Source organism: Sphingomonas sp. RS2018 (genome assembly GCF_054489605.1).
The window spans coordinates 261,827-276,897 of the sequence record NZ_JBTMWL010000004.1; the positions used below are offsets into that span (position 1 = coordinate 261,827).

Annotated in this window: 8 protein-coding genes and 1 pseudogene; 3 read left to right on the top strand and 6 right to left on the bottom strand. The window is 64.4% G+C overall.

What is annotated here, in order from left to right; all coding sequences use genetic code 11:
* Nucleotides 1–247 precede the first annotated feature (247 nt).
* On the bottom strand, nucleotides 248–991 hold the full coding sequence (locus ACX40P_RS13480; RefSeq protein ID WP_459126870.1) for an AraC family transcriptional regulator: 744 nt from the start codon (nucleotides 989–991) through the stop codon (nucleotides 248–250).
* Between the two features lie 381 nt (nucleotides 992–1,372).
* Here ACX40P_RS13480 and ACX40P_RS13485 point away from each other — a divergent pair, with 381 nt between their 5' ends.
* The 3 genes from ACX40P_RS13485 (at nucleotide 1,373) to ACX40P_RS13495 (ending at nucleotide 9,553) form a co-directional block, all read left to right on the top strand.
* Complete coding sequence (locus tag ACX40P_RS13485) at nucleotides 1,373–4,201, top strand: TonB-dependent receptor domain-containing protein (RefSeq protein WP_459126925.1); 2,829 nt, start codon at nucleotides 1,373–1,375, stop codon at nucleotides 4,199–4,201.
* 68 nt (nucleotides 4,202–4,269) lie between these two features.
* Nucleotides 4,270–6,774: a S9 family peptidase gene (locus ACX40P_RS13490; RefSeq protein ID WP_459126871.1), complete on the top strand. Its 2,505-nt coding sequence runs from the start codon at nucleotides 4,270–4,272 to the stop codon at nucleotides 6,772–6,774.
* Between the two features lie 58 nt (nucleotides 6,775–6,832).
* Complete coding sequence (locus ACX40P_RS13495; protein WP_459126872.1) at nucleotides 6,833–9,553, top strand: M14 family metallopeptidase; 2,721 nt, start codon at nucleotides 6,833–6,835, stop codon at nucleotides 9,551–9,553.
* A 147-nt stretch (nucleotides 9,554–9,700) separates the two neighbouring features.
* On the opposite strand, the gene ACX40P_RS13500 is transcribed toward ACX40P_RS13495, so the two are convergent.
* From ACX40P_RS13500 to rfbD, 5 genes and pseudogenes are all read right to left on the bottom strand, one after another.
* Entirely contained in the window at nucleotides 9,701–11,707 is a 2,007-nt protein-coding gene (locus ACX40P_RS13500) for a putative bifunctional diguanylate cyclase/phosphodiesterase (protein ID WP_459126873.1), read from the bottom strand.
* Nucleotides 11,695–12,255, bottom strand: a complete 561-nt coding sequence (locus ACX40P_RS13505; RefSeq protein WP_459126874.1) for a heme NO-binding domain-containing protein — start codon at nucleotides 12,253–12,255, stop codon at nucleotides 11,695–11,697. The genes ACX40P_RS13500 and ACX40P_RS13505 overlap by 13 nt, the downstream gene beginning before the upstream one ends.
* Before the next feature lie 229 nt (nucleotides 12,256–12,484).
* A pseudogene (locus ACX40P_RS13510) lies at nucleotides 12,485–13,203 on the bottom strand (IS6 family transposase).
* Nucleotides 13,204–13,276: 73 nt separating this feature from the next.
* Nucleotides 13,277–14,155, bottom strand: coding sequence for a glucose-1-phosphate thymidylyltransferase RfbA (rfbA, locus tag ACX40P_RS13515; RefSeq protein ID WP_459126875.1), 879 nt, complete (start codon nucleotides 14,153–14,155; stop codon nucleotides 13,277–13,279).
* Nucleotides 14,152–15,054, bottom strand: coding sequence for a dTDP-4-dehydrorhamnose reductase (gene rfbD / locus ACX40P_RS13520; protein ID WP_459126876.1), 903 nt, complete (start codon nucleotides 15,052–15,054; stop codon nucleotides 14,152–14,154). The genes rfbA and rfbD overlap by 4 nt, the downstream gene beginning before the upstream one ends.
* Between the last annotated feature and the right edge of the window lie 17 nt (nucleotides 15,055–15,071).

Sequence of the window (15,071 nt, forward strand, 5' to 3'; positions counted from 1 at the left end):
GTAAGCCTCGTTGCGGCGGCGTAGGTGCGTTACATTTAACAACGCCGCGACGAAGCATGTCCGGCCGCCTCCCCGCCCTGCTTACCGACCGGCGCATTTGGGTTGAAGAGGTCCAAATCTTCGATACCAAGTGGCGAAACGCCAAACGAGCGGGCACAATCAATTATGAAGGTCACGACACCTGCGAGTGCCGCAAAAAGACAGGTCGTGCGGTGCCCTTTGTAAAGCAATACGCCATAGGCAATTACTAGGTCGCGCTTGCCGTGGCCTGAAAGCTGGACGGAGACATACCCAAGTGGCGTCTAAACGTCGTGGCGAACGCGCTAGGGCTGTTATAGCCGGATGCGAACGCGACCTCGATGATCGAGGCTCCGGCGTGAAGTCGACTGGCCGCAGCATTCAGGCGCGCGTGAGCGCACCAAGTCAGGAAGCTCATACCAAGTTCACGACGGAAATTTCGCGTAAAGGTGCGGCGGCTCATTCCCGCCGCGGTTGCTGCCTCGTCGATCGTCCAGGCATAGTCGAGCTGTGTGAGGAGTTGGCGGCACAGCCGCTGCAATCGTGGGTCCTTCGGCGCCGGCAGGCGCGGCGTCGTGTCGAGGCGGCGCGACAGGAGCCAGGTCACCTCCTCCGCGATTAGTCCCATGACATGCCCGTCGCGGCTGTCCGGATCATAGTCGATCGGCAGCCCGACGGCGGTTTGCATCAGTTCGCGCAGGAGGCTGGAGGCGGGAAGCGTCCGACAGTCCGTCTCACCCGCCAACGCAGGCGTCGGCGCGATATAGGCGGTCAGCAAAGATGCGTCGCTCAACATCCGCATGTCATGGGTCAGCCCCGCCGGGATCAATAGCGCATGACCCGCTGACACGGTGTGGAGCATGTCGTTCGCGGTGACAGCGAGTGTGCCGGAGGCGACATAAACCAGCTCCGCCCGGCGGTGTTCGTGGCGTGGGATCAGCAGTCGCGACGGGCAATCGACCGCCCGCATCATCACCGCGGAGGGCGCGTTATCGCAATCGATCGGCGTGCCAACCTGCTCCATTGGGAAACGGTAACATCACGAAGGTCGAACCGGCAAGCCGCTTTCGCAGTCGCAGCAATTCTTACACCGAGGCGGTTTCGTAAGGCGCCAAATTGGCCCGATCGCGAGCGTCTATGTCCCAGTCACACGCGCATGATCGGGCAGATGCTTTCATGATAGGATCATCGAACGCATTTTTAGTGCGCCAGGGCAAACAGCTGAAGAATATAGCTGTGATTGCCATCGTTGGGAGCTGGAGGCCTGACCGGCGGAATATCGGCGTATCCGGAACGATTGCGATTGCTGCGTTGCGGAAAGGGCCGAGAACAACTGGGGGTCATAAACTTGAAAATGCATCTACTGGCAGCGGCAGGGCTGATGGCGCTGGCAACGGCGGCGCCGGCCATCGCACAGGACGGCGGTGCTTCCGTCCAGGACGAGGCGGGTGAAGCCATCGTCGTCACCGGATCGCGCGTCGCGCGCAACGGATTCGACAATCCGACCCCAACTACGGTCATCAGCGCCGATCAGATCGCGCGTACCGGCCTGAACGACATCGGCGACGTGCTGCTACAGACGCCGCAGATCAGCGTCGGACTGGGAGCCAGCAACGACACCTTCCAGCGCGACATCGGCGCTACGTTCATCAACCTGCGCGGGCTCGGCACGAACCGGACGCTGGTGCTTGTCAACGGCCGCCGCCGCGTCTCCGGGTCGCGCGAGGGCTCGCAGGTCGACGTGTCGTCAATCCCGGCGACCATGGTCGATCGAGTGGAGATCATCACCGGCGGCGCTTCCGCCGTCTACGGCGCCGACGCCGTGTCGGGTGTCGTCAACATCATCCTCAAAGACAATTACAAGGGTTTCAACGTCACGGGGCGGACGGGCATCTCCGAACGCGGCGATGGCGCGACCTACATGATCTCCACCAACGGTGGCGGGACGTTCGCCGACAGCAAGGGTTCGGCAAGCCTCGGCATCACCTATCAAAAGAACGACATCGTCCGCTACACCGACCGCGACTATACCTACGGCGCCGGCGCGCTCAGCTTCGTCACCAATCCCGCCAATACCGGACCGGCGGACGGCCGGCCCGACCGGATCGTCATCAGCAACGCGCGGACGATCGGCAACGCCTACGAACCCACCTTCGTGATCCGCGGCCAACGCTATGTGTATGACGGCGGCCTCGTCACCTACACCAACCCGAACTGCTTCGGCGGCTCCTGCGCCGGCGGCAATTACGGCTACGACAGCCGCGAGCGGAACCTGCGCAACCCGCGCGAGGCGTTCGCCGCGATCGGCGGGCTGAACTACGAGATCGCGCCTTCGGTTACCGCGTTCGTGGACATGGAATTCTCCTATTCCGACACCAACACCAACGGGCAGAGCTTCTTCGATTCGACCCTGTCGCTCAGCCGCGACAACCCGACATTACCGACAGCGGTGACCGCGTTGATGGACGCCAACAGTCTGCGAACCCTGACCGTCGGTTACGAAGGCGAGGTCATCTACGGGAACAAGCAATACACCAACAGCCGCTATACCTACACCGCCGCGGCGGGGCTGCGCGGCGACATCGCCGGGCGGATCAACTGGGAGGCGTTCTACCAGTACGGACGCCGCGATCAGAAATATCGTACCGCCAACACCCGGATTGAGAGCCGGTTCTTCGAGGCGGTGGATGCGGTCCGCGACACGACGACCGGACAGACCGTGTGCCGCAGCGCCAGCGCCCGCGCTGCCGGCTGCGTGCCGATCAGCGTCTTCGGCGGGGCGCTGACCGATGCGCAGAAAGCCTATTTCCAGTACACCTTCATGCGCGACGTCACGAACGAACAGACGCTGGCGGGCATCCAAGCCACCGGCAAACTGATCGACCTGCCCGCCGGCGCGGTCAACGTCGCCGTCGGCGGCGAGTACCGCAAGGACCGGCTCAGAACGCTTGACGACGGGCTCGGCGCGCGCGGCCTGCTGTATCGCACCGATAACGGCGGCGGCCCGGTCGACGCCAGCGCCGATGTGAAGGAAGCCTTCGCCGAGATCGTCGTACCGGTGCTGAAGGACGTGCCCTTTTTCGACTCGCTACAGGTCGAGGGTGCGGCGCGTTATTCGACCTACAGCACGATCGGCAGCACTTGGGCGTGGAAGCTGGGTGCCGAATGGGCGCCGATCGATGCGCTGCGTTTCCGGGTCACGCGCTCGCGCAGCGTTCGCGCGCCGAACATCGTGGAGCTGTTCAGCCCGGACACGCTCGGCACGCTCAACATCACCGCTGACCCCTGCGACGTCACGCAGATCAACCTGCAGCCGAACCGCGCGGCGAACTGCCGGGCGCTCGGTATCCCGGCCGGCTGGGTCGATCCCGCCGCCGCGCTCGCGCTGCCAACCGCGCTCGGCGGCAATCCGGACCTGCGGGAGGAAACGTCGAACTCGTGGACCGCCGGGGTGGTGCTGAGCCCGTTGCCCGGGCTTCGTCTGTCGGCCGATTATTGGCAGATCCGGATCGACGACGCGATCCAGACGCTCGACGGCAACACCATCGTCGATAATTGCGTCGATTCGCCGACGCTCGACAATGCCTTCTGCGCGTTGGTCCGCCGTGGCGGCCTGCCCGGCGTCAACGATCCCTATGTCGTCTCGAACATCGACCTGCGCCAGATCAACATCGGCCGGCTCGATGCGCGGGGCGTCGACGTCGCGATCAACTACACCACCGCACTCGACCGGCTGGTGTCGAGCTGGAACGGACGGCTGAGCCTGAACGCTACAGTCACCTACCTCGACAAGCTGGAGGAGTTCGTGGACATCAGCGACCCCAGCAGCCTGCTGATCGAGGACGGCGAGTTCGACGACCCGACCTGGCGCGGAACGCTGTCGGCGGCGTACAAGCAGGGCGGGCTGAACCTCGGCTGGAACCTGCGCTACGTCGGGAAATCCAGCCTGGACGTCCAGCGCAGCGACGAGTTCAACGGCTTCCTGAAGGTCAACCAGCGATTCTACAACGACGCGTTTGGCAGCTACACGACCGCAGGGGGGCTGACGCTGCAGCTTGGTATCAACAACCTGTTCGACGTGAAGCCGCCGCGCACGCCATCGACCTATACCGGCGCGTTCGATGGGTCGCTGTTCGATAACATCGGCCGCTTCTTCTACGTCGGCTTCTCGAAGAACTTCTGACCGACGGGGCCGGGGCGCGACAGGCGCTCCGGCCCCCACCCTATTGGCAATCAGGCGAGGAACAGGACATGCGGATTGGAACCAGGCTCGCGCTGTTGACGGCAGTGGCCATCGGCGGGGTGATGCCGCTGCTCGCGAGCGCGCAGGACGCCTATCGGCTGCCCCCGAAGGAGGTCGTTGATATCCTCGACCTGCCGCCTGCACCCGCTGCGAGCGACAGCCCCGACGGACGCTGGCTGGTGCTGACGTCGTTAAAGGGCATGCCGACGATCCAGGACCGCGCGGCACCGATGCAGCGGCTGGGCGGGGTGCGCGTCAACGTCGCCACCAACGGTCCCTATGATCTCGATCCCTACGACCTGCACTCGACCTACACCGGACAGGGAACCGGCTATACGCTGGTGGACCTCCAGTCGCAGCAGCAGCGCATCATGAAGGTGCCGGGCGACCGGCTCGGCCCGCCGATCTGGTCGCCCGACAGCCGCCGCTTCGCGTTCCTGCGCACCGTCGATACCGGGGTCGAGCTGTGGGTGACGGACGTCGCGACCGGCGCCATGCGGCAACTGGCAGGGGCGTCGATCAACACGGCGCGTTCGATCGACTACCTGTCGGACGCGCCGTGCAGCTGGATGGACGACGCACGGCTGCTCTGCCACTTCGTTGCGGACGGGCGTGGCCCGGCGCCCGTGATGCCCGTGCCGACCGGCCCCGCGATCCAGCAGACCGATGGCAAGAAGGCTCCGGTGTGGACCTTCACCAACCTGCTCACCAGCGCGTTCGATGAGAAGCTGTTCGACTATTACATGACGTCGCAGCCGATGGTGATCGACGTCGCAAGCGGTACGAAGACTCCGCTCGGCACGGCGGCGATCTATCAGGAGCTGACGCCTTCGCCGGACGGCAAGCACCTCCTGTCCGTACGCGTCGTCCCGCCCTATTCCTACCTCGTCCCCGCCAGCCGCTTCCCGAAGGAGGTCGAGATCCTGTCGGCGGGCGGCGCGGTGGTGCAACGGGTCGCGAGCGTGCCGACCAACAATGGCGGGCCGGAGAGCCTTGGCTGGGCGGGCGCGGGACCGCGCGGCTTTGCATGGAAACCCGGCGCGAAGCCCGCGCTTCTCTACGTCGAGCCGCTCGACGGCGGCGAGCCAAAGCGGGAGGCGAAGGACCGCGACCGCGTGATGCTGCTGAGGGCGCCCTTCACTGGCCAGGCGCAGGAGCTGCTGCGCACCACGTCGCGCATCGTGCCGGGCGGGGAGGGCTATCAATCGCGAGACCTGTTCGCCTTCACCGAAGACGCCGGCCGCGCGCTGGTCAAGCAATTCGCCTGGGGCACGCGCGAAACGAAGATGTGGCTGGTGGACCTGGATCGTCCAGGCGCGCAGCCGACCGAGCTTTGGTCGCACAACGACGACGACTGGTACAACGCGCCGGGCGTACCCGTCACCAAACATGCGGCCGACGGCACCGTGCTGCGGCAGGACGGGAGCTGGATCTATCTGGTGAGCGAAGGCGGATCGCCTGCTGGCGACCATCCGTTCCTGTCGCGGTTCAACCTGGCAACCAGAAAAACCGAGAAGCTGTTCGAGACGAAGGGCGAAAATTACGAGCAGGTTGTCGCGGTTCTCGACGACAAGGCGGATCGGATCGTCACGCGTTACGAGACGAGCCTGACCCCAGCGAACTACTTCTTCCACACGCGGGGGAACGGCACCAAAACGGCGCTGACCAGAACGCCGCGTCCGACATCCGCGCTCGCCTATTCCTCCAAGGAGCAGGTCAACTACACGCGCGCCGATGGTGTGCCGCTCAGCGGAACGCTGTACCTGCCGCCAAGGTACAAGAAGGGGCAACGGCTCCCGACGATCATCTGGGCCTATCCGCGCGAGTTCGCCGACGTGAAGGGGGCGGGCCAGGTGCGCGGCACATCCTATGGCTATTCGGGGGTGTCGCCGCGGACGCCCACCGATTACATGCTGTTCCTGACGCAGGGCTATGCCGTGCTGGCCGATGCGGCGATGCCGATTGTCGGCGGGCTGCAGGCGAACGACACCTATGTCGAGCAGCTGGTCGCCAACGCGAAGGCCGCGGTCGACATGCTGGTCGCGAAGGGCGTATCCGACCCGAAGCGGATGGGCGTCGCGGGGCTGAGCTACGGCGCATTCATGACCGCCAATCTGCTGGCCAACAGCGACCTGTTCGCTGCGGGCTATGGCCTGAACGGCGCGTACAACCGCACGCTGACGCCGTTCGGGTTCCAGCGCGAGCGGCGGACCTATTGGGAAGCGCCGGAGGTCTACACGAAAATGTCGCCCTTCATGCAAGCGCCCAGGATCAACGAACCGTACCTGATCTTTCATGGGGAGATCGACAGCAACACCGGGACCTTCCCCATCCAGTCGCAGCGCCTGTTTCACGCGATGAAAGGACTGGGCGGGACCGCGAAGCTGGAGATGCTGCCGCTTGAGGACCATATCTACGCTGCGCGGGAAACCCGTCTGCATGTCCTTGCCGAGACGTTCGACTGGTTCGACAAATATGTGAAGAGGGCGCCTCCCGCCGTGACGGGCAAGTAGTATTTAGCGCTGCCATTCTCTCTGGCTAAGCTCCCGGCGAATCACAGAAAGTCCGTTCATGTCCTTGCGTGCGCTGCTGTTCGCCACCGCCCTTGCCCTCGCGCCTGCGGGCGTCGTGGCGCAGGTGACTGCGCCCGATCGCTTCTTCAAGCAGCCGATCGGGAGCGATTATTATCTGGCGAACTATGCCGAGTACGAAGCCTATCTGAAGCGGATCGCCGGGGAGTCCGACCGGATCAAGCTGGTCGATATCGGCAAGACCGCGGAAGGGCGGACGATGTGGGTGGCGATCGTCTCGTCACCCGCGAACCTCGCGCGCCTGGAGGAGTATCGCCGCGTTGCGGAGACGCTGGCCCGCGGCCGTGTGAGCGAGGATGAGGCGCGCAAGTTGGCGGCGACCGGCAAGGCCATGGTGTGGATCGATGCCGGCCTGCACGCGACCGAAACGGTGACGTCGCAGGGGCAGATACAGGTGCTGCACAAGCTGCTGAGCCAGTCGGACGCGGAGACGTTGCGCACGCTGGACGACTGCATTCTGCTGTTCGGGCACGACAATCCCGACGGCATGGATCTGGTCAGCAACTGGTATATGCGCCACGCCGACCCGAAGAAGCGCGAGTTCGCGACGCTGCCGCGCCTGTACCAGAAGTATGTCGGTCACGATAACAACCGCGACAGCTACATGGCGCACATGCCGGAAACGGCGAACGTCAATCGCGTGCTGTTCCGCCAGTGGTATCCGCAGATCGTCTACAATCAGCACCAGACCGGGCCCGAGGGAATGGTGGTGTTCGTGCCGCCGTTTCGCGACCCGTTCAATTTCAACTATGATCCCATCGTCATGTCGCAGCTGAGCGAGGTCGGTTTCGCGATGCATTCGCGCCTGATCACCGAAGGCAAGGCTGGATCGGGCATGCGCAGCGCCGCCCGCTATTCGACGTGGCACAATGGCATGGAGCGATCGGTCGCCTATTTCCACAACAGCATCGGCCTGCTGACCGAGATCGTCGGCGGGCCGACCCCGGAAAAGATCCCGCTGGTGCCCACGACCCAGCTGCCGCGCGGCGACGAGATGCTGCCGATCGCACCGCAGGACTGGCACCTGCAGCAGACGCTCGATTACCAATGGACGCTCAACCGCGCAGTGATCGACTTCGCGTCGCGCAATCGCGAGCGGCTGTTGTTTAACATCTGGCGCATGGGCGCAAACAGCATCGCACGGGGCAGCACAGACAGCTGGACGGCCACCCCGACGAAGGTCGAGCGGCTGGAGACGGCGGCACCGATCAAGGACGCCCGTGGCGCGCGAAAGGTCGATCCGGCGCTCTACAAGACGATGATGCAGGCACCCGCCGAGCGCGATGCGCGCGCCTATGTCCTACCCGCCGACCAGCGCGACCTGCCGACCGCAATCACCTTCCTTAATGCGCTCATCAAAAACGGTGTCGAGGTGGAGCGCGCCGACCGGCCGTTCAGTGCGGGCGGGAAAAGCTATCCCGCCGGCTCCTATGTGGTGCGGACCGCGCAGGCGTATCGCCCGCACGTGCTCGACATGTTCGAGCCACAGGACCATCCGCACGACACGGAATACCCCGGCGGTCCGCCCAAGGCGCCGTACGACGTGACCGGCTACACGCTCGCCTATCAGATGGGCGTGACCTTCGACCGCGTGCTCGATCCGTTCGAAGCGCCGCTAACGCCGGTCACGGACCTGATGTCGCCGCCCGTCGGTCGCGTGGTCGGAACCGGGCAGACCGGGTGGCTGGTCGGGCACGAGACGAATAACAGCTTCATCCTGACGAACCGGCTGTTGAAGGCGGGGGTGCCGGTACGCTGGATGTCAGGTGCGGTCAGCGCCGATGGCAAGGCGTTCCAGCCCGGGGCGATCTGGGTTCCGGCCTCCGCAACGGCACGCGCGATCGTCGACAGAGGGACAGCCGAGCTCGGCATTAGTGCCCAAGCGGTCGCCTTGCAGCCCGCGGGAGCCAGTATCGCGCTCAAGCCCGTGAGAGTCGGGTTGGTCGACCGATGGGGTGGGCTGATGCCGGCCGGCTGGACGCGCTGGCTGCTCGAACGCTTCGAATTCTCGTTCGAGCAAGTGTATCCCCAGCGCCTCGACGCCGGCAATCTGGGCCGGGACTTTGATGTGCTGCTGTTCACCGACGATGCGATGCCGCCGTCGGGCGCATGGGGCAGCGACCGTCCAAGCCGTCAGCCAGAGGTCGCGGACGCGCCGCCCGAGATGCGCCATATGCTCGGCCAGGCGACCGATGCGAAGACTGCGCCTGCTGTCGCGGAGTTCGTCAGGGGCGGTGGCGCGGTCGTCGCGATCGGCAGTTCAGGACGGCTCGCCGAACTGCTTGGCACGTCGCTTAAGCCAGCGCTAACCCGCCAGGTCGATGGCGTCGCCCGCCCGCTCGAAATCAAAGACTTCTTCATCCCCGGGACCGTGCTGCGTGCGCAGGTCGATCCGACTCAGCCATTGGCCTTCGGTATGCCCAATGAGGTCGATATATTCTTCGCTTCCTCCCAGGCGTTTGCGCCCGCGCAGAACGCGACGGGGACGCGCCGTGTGTCGTGGTTCGAAGGCCGGGACGTACTACGCAGCGGCTGGGCGGTTGGGCAGGAGCGGCTCGCCGGCACGATCGCGGTCGCCGACGTCGATGTCGGCCGCGGCAAGCTGTTCCTGATGGGCCCCGAAGTCGCGCAGCGCGCGCAGAGCTACGGCACCTTTCACTTCCTCTTCAATGCACTGCTTTATGGCGCTTCGCAGCGTTAAAGATTGCAACGCCGCTGCTGGAGATGCGAACTGACCTTCGGTATAAAGGCCTCGCGTGGGTCAGGTACGTACCCGGCCAGGCAACCGGTTCGTGTCCGGATGCCGCCGCCGCGATACATAGCGCCAAGCAGTCAGACTATCCCGCCGTTAGCATAACGCCAGCTTTGCGAACGCATCCGCGTTATTTTCGGCCCGGCCGTATCGGAAACCCTGTCCCATGTCGCAACCCATCCGCTGAAGCAGCTCCTCCTGCTCGGCGGTTTCGATGCCTTCGGCGATCACGGTCATGTTCATGGTCTTGGCCAGATCCAGTATGGCCTGGACGATGCGACGGCTCTTGCCATTGGCATCCATCGCCGCGACAAACGACCGATCTATCTTGAGGGCGTCGAACGGCAGCGCCTGAAGGTAGCTGAGCGAGGAAAATCCGGTGCCGAAATCGTCGAGGCTGGTTTTCACGCCCCAGCCTCTGATCTCCTCCAGGATCAATGAGGTTCGCGCCGCATCCATGATCGCCACCCCTTCTGTCACCTCCAGCCGCACCGCCGCGGGTGTGATTCCGGTTTCCATCAGCACTGCATGAACGCGGGCGACAAATTCGGGCTGAAGAAACTGTTGCGGCGAAATGTTGATGCTGACGAACGGCAGGCGTTCGCCACCTGTCCGCCAGTGCCATGCGGCCGCTTGCCTGCATGCCTCCTGAAGGACCCAATCACCAATGAAGAGGATCAGCCCGCTGTCCTCGGCAACGTCGATGAAATCGACCGGTAACAGCAACCCGCGCGACGGATGATTCCAACGGATCAGCGCCTCGAAGCCGCAGATGCCGTCAGGATCGTGCAGAGACACGATCGGCTGATAATGGAGAACGAACTGCCGCTCCGCGATCGCTTGGCGTAGCTCCTGCTCGACCTGTGTGCGCTGTCTCACCTCCAGTCCGAGTTGTTCGGTGAATGTCACCGACCGTCCGCGGCCGTGTGATTTGGCACGGTACATCGCCAAGTCCGCGTCACGCAGCATCTGCTCGACATCGCTGTAGTCCGGATTGCTGTACGCGATACCCACCGATGCCTGGCACCGGACATGCGTACCCGCGATGACGCTCGGAGCGGCGAGACAACGGTGGATCCTGTCCGCCAGTCGAATGACGGCAGCAGGGTCATCGACCTCATCGACCAACACGTTGAATTCATCGCCGCCGACCCGGGCCAGCGTCGCCCGCCAATATTCGCCGCCCTCTCGAGCGGTTTGCTGGGCGGAGGTCACACACGTCTGCATGCGGCCAGCGATGTCGATGAGGAGGGCATCGCCCGCCTGATGGCCCAGCGAATCGTTGATTGCCTTGAAGCCATCGAGATCGACCACCATGACTGCCACGCAAGTTTGCCGCTGGGCCTTCATGCGGTCGAACGCCGTCCCAGCCTGTTCCATGAAAAAGGTTCGGTTGGGAAGCCGCGTCATCGCATCGTGAAGGGCGTCATGGATCAGCCCGCGGCGAGCCCGGTCGCGCTCGATGACGCGTCCGAGCTGAGTGCCGATCTGGCCCATGATGCCAAGCAGATCGTCATCGGGCGTGATTAGCCTCCGGGCAAAGAATTCGAGCACCCCCGCCGCCTCTTCCCCCACCATCACCGGAAAGGCGCAGGCGGCGGCCAATCCGCAGTCGGCGGCAATATTCCGCCTCGGGAAGTTCGCCTCGGATGTAACGTCGTCGATCCAGTGCGGCCGAACATCAGCGAGGATCCGACCCGGCAAGCCGACACCCGTCCTGAAGCTGGCACAGCGGGATGCCTCGACAAATGGAAACATCGCAACGGGGTCGGCAGCATGCCAGACGTCGCAACCGACGACGGTGTTGCCGTGATCCTGGACCAGTAACGCGTTGCCGAACGCCCAGTCCATATGACGGCAGATTTCCGTCACCGCGATGCGCAACGCTTCTTCGATCTCGGTCGTTCGGTTCGCGCCGTCCGTAATTCGCTGGAGCAGCAGCAGCCGTTGCTGGCTTTCGTAGAGCCGCCTCAACCCCTGTTCGGCAATCGCCTCGGCTTCCAGTCGGGCCGCACGCTCGCGAGCGACCCGCCGCTCCGCACGCGCGAGCCGGACCTCCAGATCGTTCGACCCTGGGGGTTTGAAATGCTTCAATGCCGCCATCCGACTGCAAGGCGGCATAGCGGGTCGCCGTCCAGCATGCACGCCAGGTGCTCTACCGACACTTGCTCGCCGAACTGGTCGGCGGCGCCTTCGACAAAGCCGTGTGCCAGATGACACATTTGCCGCGGCGACTGATAGCCGATGACGAGGCGGCCATCACCGTCTTCGCCAAAGTGAAAATGCGGACAGCCAGCGCCCGAGTAGAGCTTCCGCACTTCTGGATGAATAATGTCATTTACGCTCAGGATCAAACTACGCGCAGAGACATGGCCTGCGAAGAACACCTGATAGCGCTCTGCCAGCATGGGCATCGCCGCCCGCCCGAACCACCGCAGCACCTCCGCTGGTGTCAGATCGAGCCGGGTCGCCGCAGCGCCGACCAATGCTACGATCTCGCTGTCAGGATAGCTTCCAAGCGAGGTGTAGGCGCCATCCAGCCCGGCTTCCTCGAGCAGGTCGATCCAGGCATCTTCTCCGTGAGCGTCGACAACCGACTGCTCCAGGAGATTAAACACAACACCTTTCACCGCGCGATCCCCGACAGTCATTCTTTGAAACTGAGTGGCTGAGACCCGTTAAGATAGCGTGTTCGAAAGCGAAGCGTGAAGGCTGGTTGATGGTGACGCGCTGCACGCTGAACGCCCACCCGGTACGACTGCGCATAATGCTATCAGAGCAACGGCACCACGCGCCCTCAGCTCAAGGCTCTTCCCGGTGCTGTCAGTCTAAAGCGAACCGCTCTCCATTTGATGCACTCGGGTCTTTGAAGGCCGCAGCCTAGCTGGCAAGCGTCTGCCACTCCGCCAGCGCGGCGGAGCGTCTTTCCCGGTAGGTTTGTCGATCGATAAGGTGGCGCTTCAGGCTGAAGTGGTTGTGGACGTTGGCGTGAACGGAGGCGAACTTCTGTAACGTCTTCATCTGCCTGAAGCGCAGCATCGCCCGCTCCCTTCGTCGGAACGGCAGATGGCTGTTTTCCACCCGGTTGTTCGCCCAGCGGCCGATCTCCTGCTTCTCGCTATTGCCGAGCTCGTTCATCGCCGCGCGCGGTAGCTGCGCAGGCCGTCGGTGTTGATCGCTTCCGGCGAGCCATGGCGCTTCAGCGCCTTCTTCATGAAACCGAGAGCGGCAGCTTTATCGCGGGTCCGCGTGACGTAGCTCTCGAGCACCTCACCCTCGTGATCTACCGCCCGCCAGAGGTAGACCATCTCGCCGTTTAGCTTCACGTACATCTCGTCGAGGTGCCAACGCCAATGCCGGAAGCCCCGCATCCGGCTTACTCGCTGGCGACGGATATCGCCCGCAAACAGCGGTCCGAACCGGTTCCACCACAACCGCACCGTCTCGTGACAGATGTCGATCCCGCGCTCGAACAGCAGGTCCTCTACGTTCCGCAGCGACAGCGGGAAACGCACGTACATAAGCACGACCAGCCGGATCACCTCGGGTGACGAGTTGAAGTAGCGGAACGGCGAGGCTGGCTTGCGGGGGCGAGGCATGTCCGGCCCCCTACCCCGCCTTGCTTACCGACCGGTGCATTTGGTTTGACGGAGCCAGCCGTTTAGTTCCGGATTAGCCGCGCAAAACCCTTTCGGTAGCCCGCAGAATTGCCCGCCCGTACGCCGTCTTGCTGAACAGCTGACCCCGCGCGCGGGCCTCGTCGGCGGTGATGAAGCCCATTTCAAACGCGATCTCCTCCAGGCAGGCGATCTGGATGCCCTGGCGGTGCTGGAGCGTGCGGACGAACTCGCTCGCCTCCAGCAGGCTGTCGTGCGTGCCGGTGTCGAGCCAGGCGTAACCGCGGCCCATCTGTTCGACGTAGAGGTCGCCCGCCTCCATATACAAACGGTTGAGGTCGGTGATCTCGAGCTCGCCGCGCGGGGACGGCTTCAGGTCGCGGGCGAGAGCGACGACGCGGTTGTCGTAGAAATAGAGCCCCGTGACCGCGTGGTTCGATTTCGGGTCCGCGGGCTTTTCCTCCAGCGACAGCGCGCGGCCGTCCTCGGCCAGCTCGACCACGCCGTAGCGCTCGGGATCCTCGACGCGGTAGCTGAACACCGTCGCGCCCTTCGTCCGCGCGACCGCGCTCGCCAGCAGGTCGGTCAGGTGCGCGCCGAAGAAGATGTTGTCGCCCAGTACCAGCGCGACATTGTCGTCGCCGATGAAGTCCGCGCCGATCGTGAACGCCTGCGCCAGCCCCTCGGGCCGCGGCTGTTCGGCATATTGGATCGCGAGACCGAACGCCGAGCCGTCGCCGAACAGCCGGCGGTAATTGTCGATATATTCCGGCGACGAGATGATGAGGATATCGCGGATTCCCGCGAGCATCAGCACGCTCAGCGGATAATAGATCATCGGCTTATCGTAGACCGGCAGCAGCTGCTTGTTCACCGCCAGCGTCGCCGGGTGGAGCCGCGTGCCGGTGCCGCCGGCGAGAATGATGCCCTTCATTTGGGTGCTCCGATAAGTTCGTCGAGAATGTCGCCGAGCGCGTCGGCCCAGGGGCGAGGGGTGATGCCGTAGGCCGCCTGGATCGCGGCATGGCTCAGCAGCGAATTGGCCGGGCGTTGGGCCGGCGTCGGATAGTCGGCGGTGGTGATGCCCTCGACATCGGCCGAGGGGCCGCCCCTCGCGGCCGACTGGCGATAGATTTCGCGCGCGAAGCCCGCCCAGGTCGTCGCGCCGGCGTTCGAGAAATGGACGGTGCCCGACGGTGCCTGGCCATCCTCGGCAAGCCGTATCGTGATCGTCGCCAGCGCGCGCGCTAGGTCGGCGGCGCTGGTCGGCGATCCGTGCTGGTCATCGACCACCCGCATCGTGTCGCGCTCGGCGCCGAAGTGCAGCATTGTCTTCACGAAATTGTTGCCGTGCGCCGACACCACCCACGCGGTGCGCACGATGGCGTGGCGCGCGCCGCTGGTCCGCACCGCCAGTTCGCCGCCGAGCTTCGATGCGCCATAGACGCTCAGCGGGTTCACCGCGTCGCCCGGCTCCCACGCACCATCGCGGTCGCCGGGGAAGACATAGTCGGTCGAAACCTGCACGATCGGGATGCCGGCCTTCGCACAGGCTTCACCAAAGGCGGCGGGGGCGAGCGCGTTGACCGCCCAGGCCGTCGTCACGTCACTCTCCGCTCTGTCGACCGCGGTATAGGCGGCGCCGTTGATGACCGCCGCCCACGGGCGCCCGTCATGGCCCGCTGCCACCTTGGCGGCAATGGCGGCGGTATCGGTCAGGTCGAGGTCGGCGAGGTCGATCGCAACGACCGCCCATCCATCCGGCCAGACGCAGCGCTGCAACTCGGTGCCGAGCTGCCCGCCGCCGCCAGTAACGAGAATGGCGCGCGTCATCGCCCTGTCACCATGTC

Coding starts and splice junctions, on each gene's coding strand:
- ACX40P_RS13505 (WP_459126874.1), bottom strand. CDS start 12,255: ATGACTGTCGGGGATCGCGCGGTGAAAGGTGTTGTGTTTAATCTCCTG.
- ACX40P_RS13500 (WP_459126873.1), bottom strand. CDS start 11,707: ATGGCGGCATTGAAGCATTTCAAACCCCCAGGGTCGAACGATCTGGAG.
- ACX40P_RS13490 (WP_459126871.1), top strand. CDS start 4,270: ATGCGGATTGGAACCAGGCTCGCGCTGTTGACGGCAGTGGCCATCGGC.
- ACX40P_RS13495 (WP_459126872.1), top strand. CDS start 6,833: ATGTCCTTGCGTGCGCTGCTGTTCGCCACCGCCCTTGCCCTCGCGCCT.
- rfbD (WP_459126876.1), bottom strand. CDS start 15,054: ATGACGCGCGCCATTCTCGTTACTGGCGGCGGCGGGCAGCTCGGCACC.
- ACX40P_RS13485 (WP_459126925.1), top strand. CDS start 1,373: ATGCATCTACTGGCAGCGGCAGGGCTGATGGCGCTGGCAACGGCGGCG.
- rfbA (WP_459126875.1), bottom strand. CDS start 14,155: ATGAAGGGCATCATTCTCGCCGGCGGCACCGGCACGCGGCTCCACCCG.
- ACX40P_RS13480 (WP_459126870.1), bottom strand. CDS start 991: ATGATGCGGGCGGTCGATTGCCCGTCGCGACTGCTGATCCCACGCCAC.